The following is a 13,708-nucleotide window of genomic DNA, read 5'->3' as shown; positions in this document are numbered from 1 at the left end:
TCGGGCGGAGCCAGCCGGTCAGCGGCGGCCGGGGGTGAGCGTCCGTGCGTACAACACGTTCGCCTCCTGGTCGCGCAGCCGTACGGTCAGCTCCCCGCTGTCCCCGGCGATCTCCACCTCGCCGAAGTGCTGCCAGCCCTCCATCGGCGAGGCGCCCTGGCGCGGTGGTGCGTGCACGTAGACCGCCTCCGGCCCGAACGTCGCGTCCAGCTTGTTCGGCCCGAACGCGCCGGCGTTGAGCGGACCGGACACGAACTCCCAGAACGGCGAGAAGTCGGTGAAGGCCGCCCGGTCCGGCGAGTAGTGGTGCGCGGCCGTGTAGTGGACGTCGGCGGTCAGCCAGACGACGTTCTCGACCCGGTGGCGGCGCAGGGTCGACAGCAGGGTGGCGAGCTCGAGCTCACGTCCCTTCGGCGCGCCCGGGTCGCCCTGGGCGAGGCCCTCCATCGCGGTCACGCCGTCGGGGACGACCAGGCCGAGGGGCAGGTCGTTGGCCACGACCTTCCAGGTGGCGCGGGACTGGAGCAGCCCGTCGGTGAGCCACTGCTGCTGCCGCCAACCGAGTACGCCGCCGTCGGGGACGGTCTCCAGGCCGGGGGTGTTCGGGTCCTTGTGGGTCCGCATGTCCAGCACGAACACGTCCAGCAGCGGCCCGTACGACACCTTCCGGTACACCCGGCCCTCGGGGTCGCGGTGTGACGTCCGGATCGGCATCCACTCGAAGAACGCCCGCCGCGCCCGCGCCGCCAGCACGTCCACCCGCTTCTCGGTGTAGCGGTCGTCGTCCAGGATCTGGCCCGGGTACCAGTTGTTGTGCACCTCGTGGTCGTCCCACTGGTTGACCTGCGGAACCTCCGCGGCGAACGCGCGGACGTTGCGGTCCAGCAGGTTGTACGCCCACTGGCCGCGGTACTCGTCCAGGGTCTGCGCGACCCGGCTCTTCTCCTCCGTCACGACGTTGCGGTAGACCCGGCCGTCGGGGAGCGCGACGGACTCGGTCAGCGGGCCGTCGGCGTAGACGGAGTCTCCGGAGTGCAGGAAGAAGTCCGGGGAGAGGGAGCGCATCCGGTCGAAGATGGGGATGCCGCCGAGGTCGGGGTTGGCGCCGAAGCCCTGCCCCACCATGTCGCCCGACCACACGAACCGCACGTCCCGGCGGTGCCGGGGCGCGGTGACCAGCCGGCCGGACAGGGCCTCGCCGACGACACCGTGCCGGTCGGGATCCTCGAGGTGGACGCGGTAGAAGACCTCCTGGCCGGACGGCAGGCCGTGCAGGTCGACCCGTCCGGTGTGGTTGGTCTGCGCGGTGAGCACGGGTCCGGGCACGGTGACCGTCCGGCGGAAGTCCGGCGTACGGGCGACCTCGACCCACATCCGGGCGGTGCGGTCGGCGCGGGCCCACACCACCGCGCCGTTCGCGGTCGGGTCACCGCTGGCGACGCCGTGGGTCAGGCGCGGCCGGCCCGAGCGGAGCGCGGCCGGTGCCGCGAGCGCGGTTCCGGAGCCGGTGAGCGAGGCGGTGGCGATGCCGGCGGTGGCGAGCCCCGCACGCAACAGCGTGCGGCGCGGCAGCGCGGACGACGGGGTCGGCTGGGACGGCCGGGGAGACGTGGCCGACCGGGAGGCACGAGATGCGGACATGATCGTCTGTGTACGCCCGCGCGGTGACCGGCGGCACAACGGCCGGTGACGTGCCGGTGGCGATCAGCGAACCACCGAAGATTCCGTACGGCCGAGGCCGCCACCACCGTAAGACCGCGGGTACGTTAGGTGATTACCGGACAAACGTACGTGACCGTGACGAGTGGTACATGTCATCATGCGGGGGCAGGCCCTTACCGGGAGGTACTCATCGTGCGTCGACGTCGATATACGTGGCTGGCCGTCCTGGCCACGTTCGTTCTCGTGTCCTGGCAGGCCCAGGCCGCACAGGCGGCCACCACTGTCCCCGACCGATCCCGGCACTGTGCGGTCGGCATGCCGGCCATGCGCGCCGCGCAGGCGGACACCGGTGCCCACCTCGCCAAGCCGAGCAGGGTCTCCTGCTTCGGCTCGTTCGCCGAATCCGTCTCCTACGCAACGGCCGGCCGGGTCCGGCTGGCTCCCGGTGCCCGCTCGGTGAGCACCCGGCAACTGCAGGCCGCGGGAGTCGTGTCCACCGGTTCCTCGTTCGCCGCCCAGCCACTGGTCGGCATCGAGTACGAAGACTCCAACTACGGCGGTGACTCGCTGGTCCTCTACGGCTCCAGCGGCTCCGGCTGCTACTCCGGCACGTGGTACGGCTTCCCGAGCATGTCCAGTCTCGGTTTCGACAACCGCATCTCCGCGGCCCGGACGTACTCCAACTGCCTGGGCCGCCACCACGACGGCACCAGCTACACCGGCAGTTACCGCTACTGCGACGGGAGTTGCTCGACGTTCGGCACGATGAACGACCGGACCTCGTCGATCAAGTTCTTCTGAGCCAACCTCTCTCGGCCCACCGGCCCTCCGTGCCTCTCGGGTACGAAAGCTCGGCGAGGACCGGGAGGTCGACCGGGCCGAGCGGGTCACGCCCGGCCCGGTCGTGGGGGCTCGCCGGCCGCGCCGCCGCCCGGGGGCAGCGCGGCCGGCTCATCTCGTGGCGCTCGGCAGGCCGAGGCGTTCACAGGTGGAGGGAGGTCCCGGGAACACCCCCGCCACGCCCTTGTCGAGTGTGCACGCCACAAGAAGGGGGACGCGGGCCGATCGGCCCGGCGTGACTGCGGTGGAGCCCCGGGTGCCGGCGGAGACGAGGCCGTTTCGCCACGCCTGCCCGCACGCGGCGACCGGGTCGTGGATGGCGACGGTGCCACTGGCCGAGGCGGAGCTTCCCGCCGGCATCTTCCGTGCGACCGCGACCCGGGTGACGTCGACCCGCGACGCGTCGACCTTCGGTGCGGAGTAGCACATCACGCTGCTGGTGTCGCTCGGCGGTTTGAACGCGACGTAGGCGGTGGCCACGCCGCCGGCCAGCACCATCGCGAACGCGCTTCCTCCGACGGCCGCACCCTTCCAGGTGCGCCGCCACCACGGGCGGCCGGTGCCGCTCACCTCGGCGACGAGCGCGGCGCGGAGCGCGTCCCGGCGTTCCCGCGGCATCGTACGCGGGGGCGGGAGGTGGAAGTCGTCGTCAGTCATGGCTGGAGTTCCCCGTTCACGTGGTTCGAGCGGTGCGCCGACAGAGCCCTTCCCTGGGCCCTCCCCGGGGCCCTTCCCGAGGCCCTCCCCTGGGCCGGTCCCTGGCCACTTCCCGGGCTCGAGGTGGGCGCGGGACCCCCCGTTCGTCCCGCGCCCGCCTCCAGCCCGGCAAGCCGGCGTAGGTGTTCGCGGGCGCGGGAGAGCCGGGAGCGCACCGTGCCGACGGGGATTCCGAGGGCGACGGCGGCGTCGGTGTAGCTGAGTCCGGCCCAGACGCACAACGCGAGCACGTCCTGCTCGTCTGGCAGAAGACGGGTGAAGACCTCGAGCACCCGTTGCATGGCGCGTTCGTCGTCGACTCGCGACACCGCGTCGTCGGCGGGGTCGGGAGCGACCACCGCCGGGGGCAGTTTCGCGAGCAGGCGCCGATGACGCCGGAGGCTGCGGTCGCGGTTGCGGACGACGTTGTTGGCCACCGCGAGCAGCCAGGGAAGGATCGACTCTCCGCTGAGCGACACGTCGTGCCGGCGCCGCCAGGCCTCCAGGAACACCACGGAGGCGAGGTCCTCCGCTGCTTCCCACGATCCGGTACGACGGAAGCAGTGGTTGTAGACGGCGTCGATGTGGCGCTCGAAGAGCTCACCGAACGCCGACGGGTCGTCGCCCTTGGCGGCTTTGCGCCAGAGCTCCCCGTCGGGCACGCCGGTGGGCCGGAGTTGATCCACATCCCGTCTATGTCCGGGCCCCGACGGGGGTTCGGGACTTTTTCGGGGAAACTTCTCCGGCATGGCTCGCGCCGGAGCCTAGAGGCCGCGCAGCGAACGCCCGGTCCGGGCGGCGCGGACCAGCAGCGGGCTCGGGCGGTACCGACCGCCGGGGTAGGCGCGGGCGAGCGTGCCGAGAACGTCCGCGACGACCTCCGGTCCCACCAGGTCACCCCAGGCCAGCGGGCCGCGCGGATAGCCGGTGCCCAGCCGCATCGCCACGTCTACGTCGGGCGCGCTCGCCTCCCCGCGGGCCACCAGGTCGACGGCCTCGTTGACCAGCATGCACACCGTGCGGGCGACGATCAGTCCGGGCACGTCGTCGATGACGCTGACCGCGAGGCCGGCCGCCTGGAACAACCCGATCGCCTGGTCCAGGGTGCCGGGCTCGCAGGCGTCTCCGGGAGCCAGGCACACCCGCGTCGCGGTCGCCGCGTCACCCACCCAGTCCAGCGTCACCGCGTCGCCGTCGAAGGTGGCGGGTTCGCCGCTCGTCTCCAGGACCAGGCCGCCGCCGGGGAGTTCGATGCCGTACGCGGACTCACCCGGCTCGAACTCGCCCGGTCCGGAACGCTGGGCGGCCGGTCCGGTGTCGTACCGCTCCATGCTCACCCCGGCCGCGGCGATCCGGTCGAGCAGACCGAAGCAGGCGGTGAACCCGCCGTGGTAGGTCACCTGGTCCGGCGGCGTTCGCGGCTCCGCCGTCCGCGGCCGTGGCTGCTCGGCGTCCCCGCCGTACTCGTACCACCCGCGCCCGGTCTTGCGGCCCAGCCAGCCGGCGTCGACGACCTGCTGCTGGGCGACGAACGGCGCGTAGCGGGGGTCGCCGAACGTCTGCTCCCAGACCGAGCGGCCGACGGCGAGGTTGACGTCGTTGCCCACGAGGTCGGCGAGGGTGAACGGGCCCATCGGGAACCCGGCCGCCTCGGTGAGTACGGCGTCGATGGTGGCGCAGTCGGCCCCGCCCTCCTCCAGCACCTGCATCGCCTCGCCGTAGAACGGCCGGGCCACCCGGTTGGCGACGAACCCCGGCGTCGACGCGCACCGCACCGGTGTCTTGCCCCAGGCGGTGGCGGTCTCGGCGACGGTCCGCGCGACCTCCGGATCGGTGGCCGCTCCCGCGGGCACCTCCACCAGGGCCATCAGCGGGGCGGGGTTGAAGAAGTGCATGCCGGTGACCCGGCCCGGGCGCTGAAGCCCGGCGGCGATCGCGGTCACCGACAGCGTGGAGGTGTTGGTGGCCAGGATCGTGTCGTCGGCGCAGACCCTCTCCAGCGTGCCGAACACCTCGCGTTTGACCGGCAACTGCTCGACCACGGCCTCGACCACCAGGCCGCTCGGCGCGAGGTCGGCCAGCGAGGCGACCGCGGTCAGCCGGGCTCGCGCCGCGTCGGCGTCGGCCGGGTCGAGCCGGCCCTTCTCGACCAGCCGGTCCAGCCGGGACAGGATCTGGGCGACGCCGCGGCCGGCGGCGCCGTCCTGCGCGTCGTACAACCGCACCTCGTGGCCCGCGACCAGGGCGACCTGGGCGATGCCGGCGCCCATCGTCCCGGCGCCGACGACACCGACCGGAGTGGAAACAGGGAGTCCCGCCATGGCTCCCATCCTGGCGTACGTCCGACCGCGGGTGCACTCGTACCGTGGACGACCCGCGGCGCGGCGTGCGCGGGCAGGTCGTCTGCCCGGTTCCTGTCCACAGCCCGCCCCGCGGACCGGTTTTCCACAGCCGTGAGGCGAACGACCGGCACGAGCTCCGTCCCAGGTGCCAAGATCGTTTTCCGGAGGTGCGATGTGAGCGAAGACCTGAACCTCACGACTGCCACCGTCGAACGACTGCTCACCGACACCCGGCAGGCGCTGGAGCGGATGCGCGCGCCGGACGGTCCGTCGCCGTCGGGTCCGGAGGAGCCGCCGCGCGGCATCGGAGAGTCCGCCGACGGGCGGGTGCAAGCCGTCGTCGAGGTGCCCGGGCGGGTCGCCTCCCTGGAGATGGACCCGCGGCTGATGAGAGAGGGCTCCGAAGCCGTCTGCTCGGCGATGGCCGAAGCCGCCAACGCCGCGATGGACAGCCTGCGTTCCTCCGTGCTGAGTGGTTCCGGTGCCGCGACCGTCGACCCGAGCGCGCTGGCCGGTGACCTGGAACGCCTACAGGAAGAGTCGCTCGTCAGCGCGCGCTCGATGCTGGCGAGCCTCCAGGACGCCATGGACCGGATCGGCCGGAGGGGCTGAGCAGGGTGACCAAGGAGTTCGATCGCATCGGCAGGAGGGGCGGAGCAGGGTGAGCAATGAGTTCGACCCAGCGAAGATCCGGTCGGCGGCGAAGGATCTGCTCAAGGCCGCCGACCACCTCGACGACGAGATCGACTCGTTCCTCGACGACACCAAGTCGATCGGGGAGGCGTGTGGAGACGCCGAGCCGATCGGCATGCTGCTCGGCATCAGCTACGCGGCCGCCGAGGAGGTCATCGTCGAGGGCCTCGCCTCGGTGGTCACCGGGTTCGAGATCTTCGCGGGCAAGCTCGAGGCGATGGCCGGCAGTGACGAGCTCACCGAGCTCGGCAACAAGACCACCTTCGACGCCGTGGAGATCTGACGATGGCGCGTGGACTCGACCTCCCCGACTCGCTCGTCACCGTCCTGAGCGAGCTCGGCTACCTCTGGCCGGACGCCGACGAGGTTCGGCTGATGCAACTCGGGCAGGCGTGGGTGAGCCTGCAGTCCAAGCTCGACGGTGTGGTGACCGAGGCCCAGCGCGCCGCGGAGCAGGTGTGGACGCACAACAAGGGCGACGACGTGAACGCCTTCAAGGAGGCGTGGGGAAAGGCCGAGGACGCCCTCGACACCCTGCAGAAGGACGCCACGGGCGTGGTGGTCGTCGGTGCGCTGATCCTGGTCTGTGCCGTCGTCGTCCTGATGCTGAAGATCTGGGTCATCACCCAGCTGGTCCTGCTCGTCATCGCCATCGCCCAGGCCATCGCCACCGCGCCCATCACCTTCGGTGCCTCGCTGCTGGAGATCCCGGTGTTCAAGGAGATCTTCGGCCGGATCATCAACCTCCTGATCAGCCAGGCGCTGGAGGTGCTCCTTGGGTAAGGCCAGAGTGCTCGCCGGGCTGGCGAAGGACGCCAAGGGCAAGATCGCCAAGGGTGCCAAGGAAGTCCTGCCCAGGGTCAAGAACGTCCGGCGGGTGAGAAACCTCGACATCCCGAAGCGGCCCGCGCCCCCGAAGCCCAGTGCGACCAACCCCAGGCTGAAGAACATCATTGATAACATCTGGAAGCACGCCGGGAAGTCCGGCACCGCGGGGGACGGGACCACGTTCGACGCGTTGCGCAACGAGATTCTGACCGGTCGCCCCTCCAACGGGATCTTCCACATGCAGAAGTCGATCGAGAGCATGCGCGGTCTCCAGAAGATCATCGACAGTCCGACCACCTCGGCCGCCGACCGGGCGATCGCCGAGGACCTGCTCCGTCGGTTCGGTGACGCGTTCGGCAAGGGGTGGGGATGATGGCGCAGGACGCCGAGATGCTCGTCGACCAACTCGTGCTGGCCGTGCCCGCCCTGCGGGAGATCTGGTCCGAACATCAGCAGGCGTACGCCGACCAGGCCCCGCACGCGTTCCTGCGCACGCTGGCCTTCCGGGTCGTCACGGGCTACCTGTCCGGCGACCCCGCCAGGGCAGCGCAGGCGCGCCGGGTCGCGGACTACCTCGAGACCCGGTTCGGCGCGGACGCCGACAGCGACGGGTTGATCTCGGCCGCGTTCCTCGCCCACCTACCGGCTCCGGACGGCCGGCAGGCCGGAGCGCTCGACGTGCTCGGCCCGAAGCTGCGGGCCGCCGTGAAGGTCGCCGCCGGGTCCGGAAGGAGCTCGGAGGCCGGGCTCGTCGACCGGCTGGTGCGGGCAGTGCCGGCGCTCGAACCCGTCCTGCGTGATCACCTCGACTTCTACGACGAGCTGCTGCCGCACCTGTTCATGGGCGAGGTCACTCCGCTGGTCGTCGAGTGGGCGGAGCCGGGCGAGCCTGATCAGCAGGCGCGGGCGCGGGCGGTGATCGAGAAGCTGGAGGCGGAGTACGGCCACGACTACCAGGTCGACGAGCTGATCTCCGCGTCGTTCGTGGAGAACCTCCCCCGGGCCGAGGACCCGGGCGGGGACGTGCTGACGCTGCTCGGCCCAAAGCTCCGCGAGGTCCAGCAGCGCATGCACGGGGATAGGTAGCGGGTCCGATCCGACGCCGGAACGAGACCGCGCAATGCGCGCCGGGGAGCCCGCCGAACGCCTACGCTGACGCCGTGGATGCCGACACTCTCGACCAGGCCGTCGCCGCCATCCGTACCCGCGGCTACTACTCCGCGTTCCCCGAATCCCCGAGCCCGCGGATCTACGGAGCCGACGCGGCCGCGGAGGGGCAGCGGGCGTTCGAGGCGTGGCAGGGCCGGACCTTCCCCGTCAGCACGCCGGGCTCCGACGGCGACGTGGCCACCGAGAGGTCGCCGTTCGGCATCCCGCTCGACGTGCGCTATCCGAAGGTCGACGCCGCCGGGCTGGACGATCTGCTCACCGCCGCCCGGGCCGGCATGGCCAGATGGCGGGACGCCGGACCGGACACCCGGGTCGAGGTGACGCTGGAGATCCTGCGGCGGCTGCACCTGCGGGTCTTCGAGCTCGCGAACGCCGTGATGGCCACCACCGGCCAGGCGTTCGTGATGGCCTTCCAGGCCGGCGGGACGCACGCGCTGGACCGGGCCTTGGAGGCGGTGGCGTACGCGCACACGGAGATGACCCGGCACCCGGCGACGATGGTGTGGGAACGCCCGGCCAAGGGCGACCCGGTGCGCGTGGAGAAGACGTTCACGGTGGTTCCGCGCGGGGTCGCCGTGGTGATCGGGTGTACGACGTTCCCGACCTGGAACTCCTACCCCGGCCTGTTCGCCTCCCTGGTCACCGGCAACCCGGTCGTGGTGAAGCCGCACCCGCGGGCCGTGCTCCCGCTGGCCGTCACCGTCCAGGCCTGCCAGGAGGTGCTGGCCGACCGTGGCTTCGACCCGCACCTGGTCACCCTCGCGGCCGAGGCCGAAGGCGCCGGCCTGGCCAGGGACCTCGCCACCCGCCCGGAGGTGCGGATCGTCGACTTCACCGGGTCGGGGGAGTTCGGCGGCTGGCTGGAGTCGCACGCCACCCAGGCGCTCGTGTTCACCGAGAAGTCCGGCGTCAACCCGGTGGTGATCGACTCCACCGACTCCTTCCGGGGCCTCGTCGCCAACCTCGCGTTCACCCTGTCGCTGTACTCCGGGCAGATGTGCACGACCTCGCAGAACATCTACGTGCCGGCCGGCGGGATCGAGACCGACGAGGGGCACAAGAGTTTCGCCGACGTCGGCGCGGGACTGGCCGCGGCGGTCGACAAGTTGCTGGCCGACGAGGCCCGGGCGGTCGAGCTCCTCGGCGCGATCGTCAACGACGACGTGCTCGGCCGGGTGGACCAGGCCGCCGACCTCGGTGAGCTGGTGCTGGAGCCGCGGGCGCTGACCCATCCCACGCACCCGGACGCGGTGGTTCGTACCCCCGCGATCGTGGCGGTCGACGCGGGCACCCCGGAGGGTGCCTGCGACCGGCCGTACGCCCGGGAGTGCTTCGGCCCGGTGACGTTCCTGGTCCGGACGGCCGACACCAGTGAGTCGCTGGAGCTGGTACGCCGCCTCGGCCACGAGCGGGGTGCGATGACGGCGGCGGTCTACTCCACCTCCGAGCCGGTCCTGGACGCCGCCCGGGAGGTCGCGCTGGACGTGGGTGTCGCGTTGTCGGAGAACCTCACCGGCGGGGTGTACGTCAACCAGTCGGCCGCGTTCAGCGACTACCACGGCACCGGCGCCAACCCGGCCGCCAACGCCGCCTACGTCGATGCCGCATACGTGACCGGCCGGTTCCGGATCGTGCAGAGCCGGCGGCCGGCGCCGGCCTGAGGACCACCTCCCGGGAATTGGTCCGGCCGCGCGGCACCGGCATTGGCCAGGCGTGGCCACAGCGGATGGCAGCCCGCCGCCGTAGAGTGAACGCCGTGCCCGGGCACGCTGGCGTGCCGGCGCACGATGTGTACCAGACTCGTGGAGCGGAGCTCGACATGGAAAAGCGGCGGCTCGGACGACTCGAACACCAGAGCAGCGTCCTCATCTACGGCGCGGCCTCTCTGGCCGAGGTGACCCAGGACGTCGCCGACGCGTCCATCCAGGAGGCGCTGGACGCGGGCATCAACCACTTCGACACGGCGGCGAGCTACGGCGATGCCGAGCTGCGGCTGGGCCCGTGGATGCCGCGCATCCGCGACCAGATCTTCCTCGCCACCAAGACCGGTGAGCGGGAGCGCGAGGCGGCGTGGGCGCAGATCAACAGCTCGCTGGAGCGCCTGCAGACCGACCGGCTCGACCTGATCCAGCTGCACGCGGTCGGTGACCGCGAGGAGCTGGACAAGGCGACCGGGACCGGTGGCGCGCTGGAGGCGGCGATCCGGGCGCGGGACGAGGGCCTGGTCTCCCACATCGGGATCACCGGCCACGGCCACGAGGCGCCGGCCACCCACCGCGAGGCGCTGCGCAGGTTCCCGTTCGACACCGTGCTCACCCCGCTCAACTACGCTCTCGGCCGCGACGAGACCTACTACACCGCGTGGCAGGAGCTGGCAGCCGAGACGCAGCGGGTGGACGCCGGCCTGATGATCATCAAGACGGTCGCCCGGCGCACCTGGACCGAGGACGACCACCGCTACACCACGTGGTACGAGCCGCTGGACGACCAGGACAACGTCACCGCCGCGCTGGCGTGGGTGCTGTCCCACCCGCAGATCACCGGCATCGCCACGCCGGGTGAGGTACGCCTGCTCTCCAAGCTCGTCCAGGCCGAGCGGGACCGCTCCGCGCTGGGCGCCGAGCAGATCGCCGGGCAGCTGGACAAGGTCGACGCGTACACCTCGCCGTTCGTGTCGATGCCCATCTGATGCCCATCTGAGCCCATCTGAGGACGTGATCGGGAGCGGGGCGGGTGCCTGGAGCGCCTGCCCCGCTCACCGCGACCGCGGGCGGTGAGCCGGCCCCGGGCACGTCGTGACGGCAGGCGCTAGGACGGGGCCTGGTCGCAGGTGCCGGGGTCGCTGATCTCCAGCTTGCTGACGGCGTCCTGCAGCAGGTCGGTCGTCTTGGTGACGGCATCGTCGGAGCTGCCGTCGGCCGGAGCGTAGGTGACCTTGACCAGCTCGCTCCGGTCGTCGTCGAAGGCCTGCGCGAACCGCCATTCGGTGCCGCCCTGCACGCTCAGCTTGCCGACGACCTGGTTGTCGGTGTCGCGTTGCAGGGTCACGCCGTCGGTGCCGCGTACGACCGCCCGCAGGTCCTCCTGCGACCGCTGCGCCCGTACACCGGTGAAGTACGTCCCGGACACGCTCACCTGGCCACCGCCCTCATCGACGGGAACGGTGTAGGTCGCGCCGTTGGTCGCGTTCTTCTCCGTCCACGACGTCGGCGTCGAGAACGCGAGGGTCGCGCAGGTCACCCGCACGGTGCCGGAGGAGGGCGACTCCTGCTTCCGCGTGGCCGTGGGATCCGCCGTGGGATCCGAGGTCGAGATGGGTGATTCGCCGGGCTGGGGTGTGCGGCTCGGCGGAGCCTTCGGGGGGCGCTCGGCCAGGCTGGCCGGCTGCACCCCGGGTGCGCCGCATCCGGCCACCAGCGCACCGGCGGCGACCAGCACGAACCAACCCGCTCTCCCGGCTCGCGACATCGGCGTCCACCTCTTCCTGTTCGGCTTCACTCGCCGGCACCCGCAGGCCGACCCTTGTCGCACTCGACCGGCTCGGCAAGACCAACGGGCACTGTAGTAGCCCGAACCGGCCGGCCGACGACGCGCGGTCCACGATCTGTGGACAACGACCACACCTGTGGACGGCCGGGACGGGCACGCCGTGGGGGCACGAGATAAGTTCCGCTCATGCGGATACGTGCCCCTGAGCTGGTCGGACGTGGCGGCTGGCTGAACACCGGCGGCCGGCAGTACGAGCTGGCCGACTTCCGGGGCCGCTTCCTGCTGCTGGACTTCTGGACCTTCTGCTGTGTCAACTGCCTGCACGTCCTGGACGAGTTGCGGCCGCTGGAGGAGAAGTACTCCGACGTCCTGGTCGTGGTGGGCGTGCACTCGCCGAAGTTCGCCCACGAGGCGGAGGAGGCGGCCGTCCGGTCCGCGATCGAGCGGTACGCCGTCCGCCACCCCGTTCTCGACGACCCCGACCTGACCACCTGGCAGGCGTACACCGCGCGGGCCTGGCCGACGCTCACCCTGGTGGACCCGGAGGGGTACGTCGTCGCGCAGTACTCCGGCGAGGGCCACGCGCACGCGCTGGACGCCCTGCTGGCCGAGCTCGTACCCGCTCACGACGCCCGGGCGACCCTGCGCCGGGACTCCTCGCCGTACGTCCCGCCGCCCCCGCCGGACACCGCGCTGCGCTTCCCCGCCAAGGCGGTGCCGCTGCCCGACGGCAACCTGCTGGTGGCCGACGCAGGCGCGCACAGCCTGGCCGTGCTCGCGCCGGACCTGGAGACCGTCGTCCACCGGATCGGCACCGGCGACCGCGGGTTCCTCGACGGCGGCCCGCACGAGGCGGCCTTCCGCGAGCCGAACGGCCTGTGCCTCCTCCCGCCCGACGTCGCCGCGTCCGCGGGCTACGACGTGGTGGTCGCCGACACCGCCAACCACGCCCTGCGCGGCGTACGGCTGTCGACCGGTCAGGTGCACACCCTCGCCGGCAACGGCATGCAGTGGATGCGCGGCGACGGGGTGGGCGCGCTGTCCAGTCCCTGGGACGTCGCGTGGTACGCCGGCCAGGTGTGGGTGGCGATGGCGGGGATCCACCAGCTGTGGACGTTCGACCCGGCGAGCCGGGAGGCGCGGCCGGTGGCGGGTACGACCAACGAGGGGCTGGCCGACGGTCCGCTGACCGAGGCGTGGTTCGCCCAGACGTCCGGCCTCGCGGTCTCCGGTGACGGGCGCCGGCTGTGGCTGGCCGACGCCGAGACCTCCGCCCTGCGCTACGTCGAGGACGGCGAGGTGCACACGGTCGTGGGCACCGGGCTGTTCGACTTCGGCCTGCGGGACGGTCCGGCCGGGCAGGCGTTGCTGCAGCACCCGCTCGGGGTGACGATGCTGCCCGACGACTCGGTCGCGGTCCTCGACACCTACAACGGCGCGGTCCGCCGGTACGACCCCGCGGCGAACACCGTGGCCACGCTGCTCGCCGGCCTGGCCGAGCCGAGCGGTGCCGTGGTCGACGGGGACACGCTGGTCGTGGTGGAGTCCGCCGCGCACCGGGTGGCGAGATTCCCGCTCGGCGGGCAGGTGGGGTCCGTACGCGAGTTTGCCCACCAGACCCAGCGCCCGGTGACGACCGTCGCGCCCGGTGCGGTGGAGCTGCTGGTGGAGTTCGAGCCGCCGCCTGGGCAGAAGCTGGACGACACCGCGGGGCCGGCGACCCGGCTGTACGTGTCCGCGACCCCGCCGGCGTTGCTGCGCGAGGGCGAGGGCAGCGGCACCGAACTTTCCCGGCGGCTGGTCCTGGACGCCGCTGTCGGCGACGGCGTGCTGCACGTGGCAGCCACCGCGGCCAGCTGCGACGTGGACGCCGAGCACCCGATGTGCCACATCCACCAGCAGGACTGGGGCGTGCCGGTCCGGCTGGCCGAGGGGGCCGGGGCGACGCTCGCCCTCGTACTCGGAGGCAGCGTCGAGGACTGATCCCG

At 72.0% G+C, this 13,708-nt stretch carries 14 protein-coding genes; 9 read left to right on the top strand and 5 right to left on the bottom strand.

What is annotated here, in order from left to right; genetic code table 11:
• Positions 1-18: 18 nt before the first annotated feature.
• Positions 19-1,641, bottom strand: a complete 1,623-nt coding sequence (locus tag FHR37_RS26010) for an alkaline phosphatase D family protein (RefSeq protein ID WP_092889897.1) — start codon at positions 1,639-1,641, stop codon at positions 19-21.
• Positions 1,642-1,854: 213 nt separating this feature from the next.
• Here FHR37_RS26010 and FHR37_RS26005 point away from each other — a divergent pair, with 213 nt between their 5' ends.
• Positions 1,855-2,463 (top strand): hypothetical protein, encoded by a 609-nt coding sequence (locus FHR37_RS26005; protein WP_139239227.1) that lies wholly within the window; start codon positions 1,855-1,857, stop codon positions 2,461-2,463.
• Positions 2,464-2,613: 150 nt separating this feature from the next.
• Here the strand turns inward: FHR37_RS26005 and FHR37_RS26000 are convergent, their stop codons facing one another.
• The 3 genes from FHR37_RS26000 to FHR37_RS25990 form a co-directional block, all read right to left on the bottom strand.
• On the bottom strand, positions 2,614-3,159 hold the full coding sequence (locus FHR37_RS26000) for a hypothetical protein (protein WP_092889891.1): 546 nt from the start codon (positions 3,157-3,159) through the stop codon (positions 2,614-2,616).
• The gene (locus FHR37_RS25995; RefSeq protein WP_237769116.1) at positions 3,156-3,884 is read right to left on the bottom strand and encodes an RNA polymerase sigma factor; all 729 of its coding nucleotides are present in this window, start codon (positions 3,882-3,884) and stop codon (positions 3,156-3,158) included. Before FHR37_RS25995 ends, FHR37_RS26000 begins: the two co-directional genes overlap by 4 nt.
• Before the next feature lie 78 nt (positions 3,885-3,962).
• Positions 3,963-5,519 (bottom strand): 3-hydroxyacyl-CoA dehydrogenase, encoded by a 1,557-nt coding sequence (locus tag FHR37_RS25990; RefSeq protein WP_237769115.1) that lies wholly within the window; start codon positions 5,517-5,519, stop codon positions 3,963-3,965.
• Between the two features lie 195 nt (positions 5,520-5,714).
• Here FHR37_RS25990 and FHR37_RS25985 point away from each other — a divergent pair, with 195 nt between their 5' ends.
• From FHR37_RS25985 to FHR37_RS25955, 7 genes are all read left to right on the top strand, one after another.
• Entirely contained in the window at positions 5,715-6,152 is a 438-nt protein-coding gene (locus tag FHR37_RS25985) for a hypothetical protein (protein WP_092889885.1), read from the top strand.
• Positions 6,153-6,201: 49 nt separating this feature from the next.
• Entirely contained in the window at positions 6,202-6,516 is a 315-nt protein-coding gene (locus FHR37_RS25980; protein ID WP_092889882.1) for a hypothetical protein, read from the top strand.
• Between the two features lie 2 nt (positions 6,517-6,518).
• Complete coding sequence (locus FHR37_RS25975; protein ID WP_092889879.1) at positions 6,519-7,016, top strand: WXG100-like domain-containing protein; 498 nt, start codon at positions 6,519-6,521, stop codon at positions 7,014-7,016.
• Positions 7,009-7,434, top strand: coding sequence for a hypothetical protein (locus FHR37_RS25970; RefSeq protein ID WP_139239226.1), 426 nt, complete (start codon positions 7,009-7,011; stop codon positions 7,432-7,434). The genes FHR37_RS25975 and FHR37_RS25970 overlap by 8 nt, the downstream gene beginning before the upstream one ends.
• Positions 7,431-8,147: a DUF7674 family protein gene (locus FHR37_RS25965; protein WP_139239225.1), complete on the top strand. Its 717-nt coding sequence runs from the start codon at positions 7,431-7,433 to the stop codon at positions 8,145-8,147. Before FHR37_RS25970 ends, FHR37_RS25965 begins: the two co-directional genes overlap by 4 nt.
• Before the next feature lie 74 nt (positions 8,148-8,221).
• The gene (gene paaN / locus FHR37_RS25960) at positions 8,222-9,892 is read left to right on the top strand and encodes a phenylacetic acid degradation protein PaaN (protein WP_092889870.1); all 1,671 of its coding nucleotides are present in this window, start codon (positions 8,222-8,224) and stop codon (positions 9,890-9,892) included.
• A gap of 95 nt (positions 9,893-9,987) precedes the next feature.
• Positions 9,988-10,920: an aldo/keto reductase gene (locus tag FHR37_RS25955; protein ID WP_330831772.1), complete on the top strand. Its 933-nt coding sequence runs from the start codon at positions 9,988-9,990 to the stop codon at positions 10,918-10,920.
• 119 nt (positions 10,921-11,039) lie between these two features.
• Here the strand turns inward: FHR37_RS25955 and FHR37_RS25950 are convergent, their stop codons facing one another.
• Entirely contained in the window at positions 11,040-11,699 is a 660-nt protein-coding gene (locus tag FHR37_RS25950; protein ID WP_139239224.1) for a hypothetical protein, read from the bottom strand.
• A 207-nt stretch (positions 11,700-11,906) separates the two neighbouring features.
• On the opposite strand from FHR37_RS25950, the gene FHR37_RS25945 reads away from it, so the two are divergent.
• Positions 11,907-13,703 (top strand): NHL domain-containing thioredoxin family protein, encoded by a 1,797-nt coding sequence (locus FHR37_RS25945; protein ID WP_092889861.1) that lies wholly within the window; start codon positions 11,907-11,909, stop codon positions 13,701-13,703.
• Positions 13,704-13,708 lie beyond the last annotated feature (5 nt).

This window comes from Actinopolymorpha cephalotaxi, assembly GCF_013408535.1.
GTDB classification, from domain to species: domain Bacteria; phylum Actinomycetota; class Actinomycetes; order Propionibacteriales; family Actinopolymorphaceae; genus Actinopolymorpha; species Actinopolymorpha cephalotaxi.
This window is presented reverse-complemented; position numbering and strand designations above follow the sequence as displayed.

Bases quoted from the DNA above. Each gene is read 5' to 3' on its own strand.
- FHR37_RS25975 (WP_092889879.1), top strand. From the start codon at position 6,519: ATGGCGCGTGGACTCGACCTCCCCGACTCGCTCGTCACCGTCCTGAGC.
- FHR37_RS25965 (WP_139239225.1), top strand. From the start codon at position 7,431: ATGATGGCGCAGGACGCCGAGATGCTCGTCGACCAACTCGTGCTGGCC.
- FHR37_RS25950 (WP_139239224.1), bottom strand. From the start codon at position 11,699: ATGTCGCGAGCCGGGAGAGCGGGTTGGTTCGTGCTGGTCGCCGCCGGT.
- FHR37_RS26000 (WP_092889891.1), bottom strand. From the start codon at position 3,159: ATGACTGACGACGACTTCCACCTCCCGCCCCCGCGTACGATGCCGCGG.
- FHR37_RS25945 (WP_092889861.1), top strand. From the start codon at position 11,907: ATGCGGATACGTGCCCCTGAGCTGGTCGGACGTGGCGGCTGGCTGAAC.
- FHR37_RS25990 (WP_237769115.1), bottom strand. From the start codon at position 5,519: ATGGCGGGACTCCCTGTTTCCACTCCGGTCGGTGTCGTCGGCGCCGGG.
- FHR37_RS26010 (WP_092889897.1), bottom strand. From the start codon at position 1,641: ATGTCCGCATCTCGTGCCTCCCGGTCGGCCACGTCTCCCCGGCCGTCC.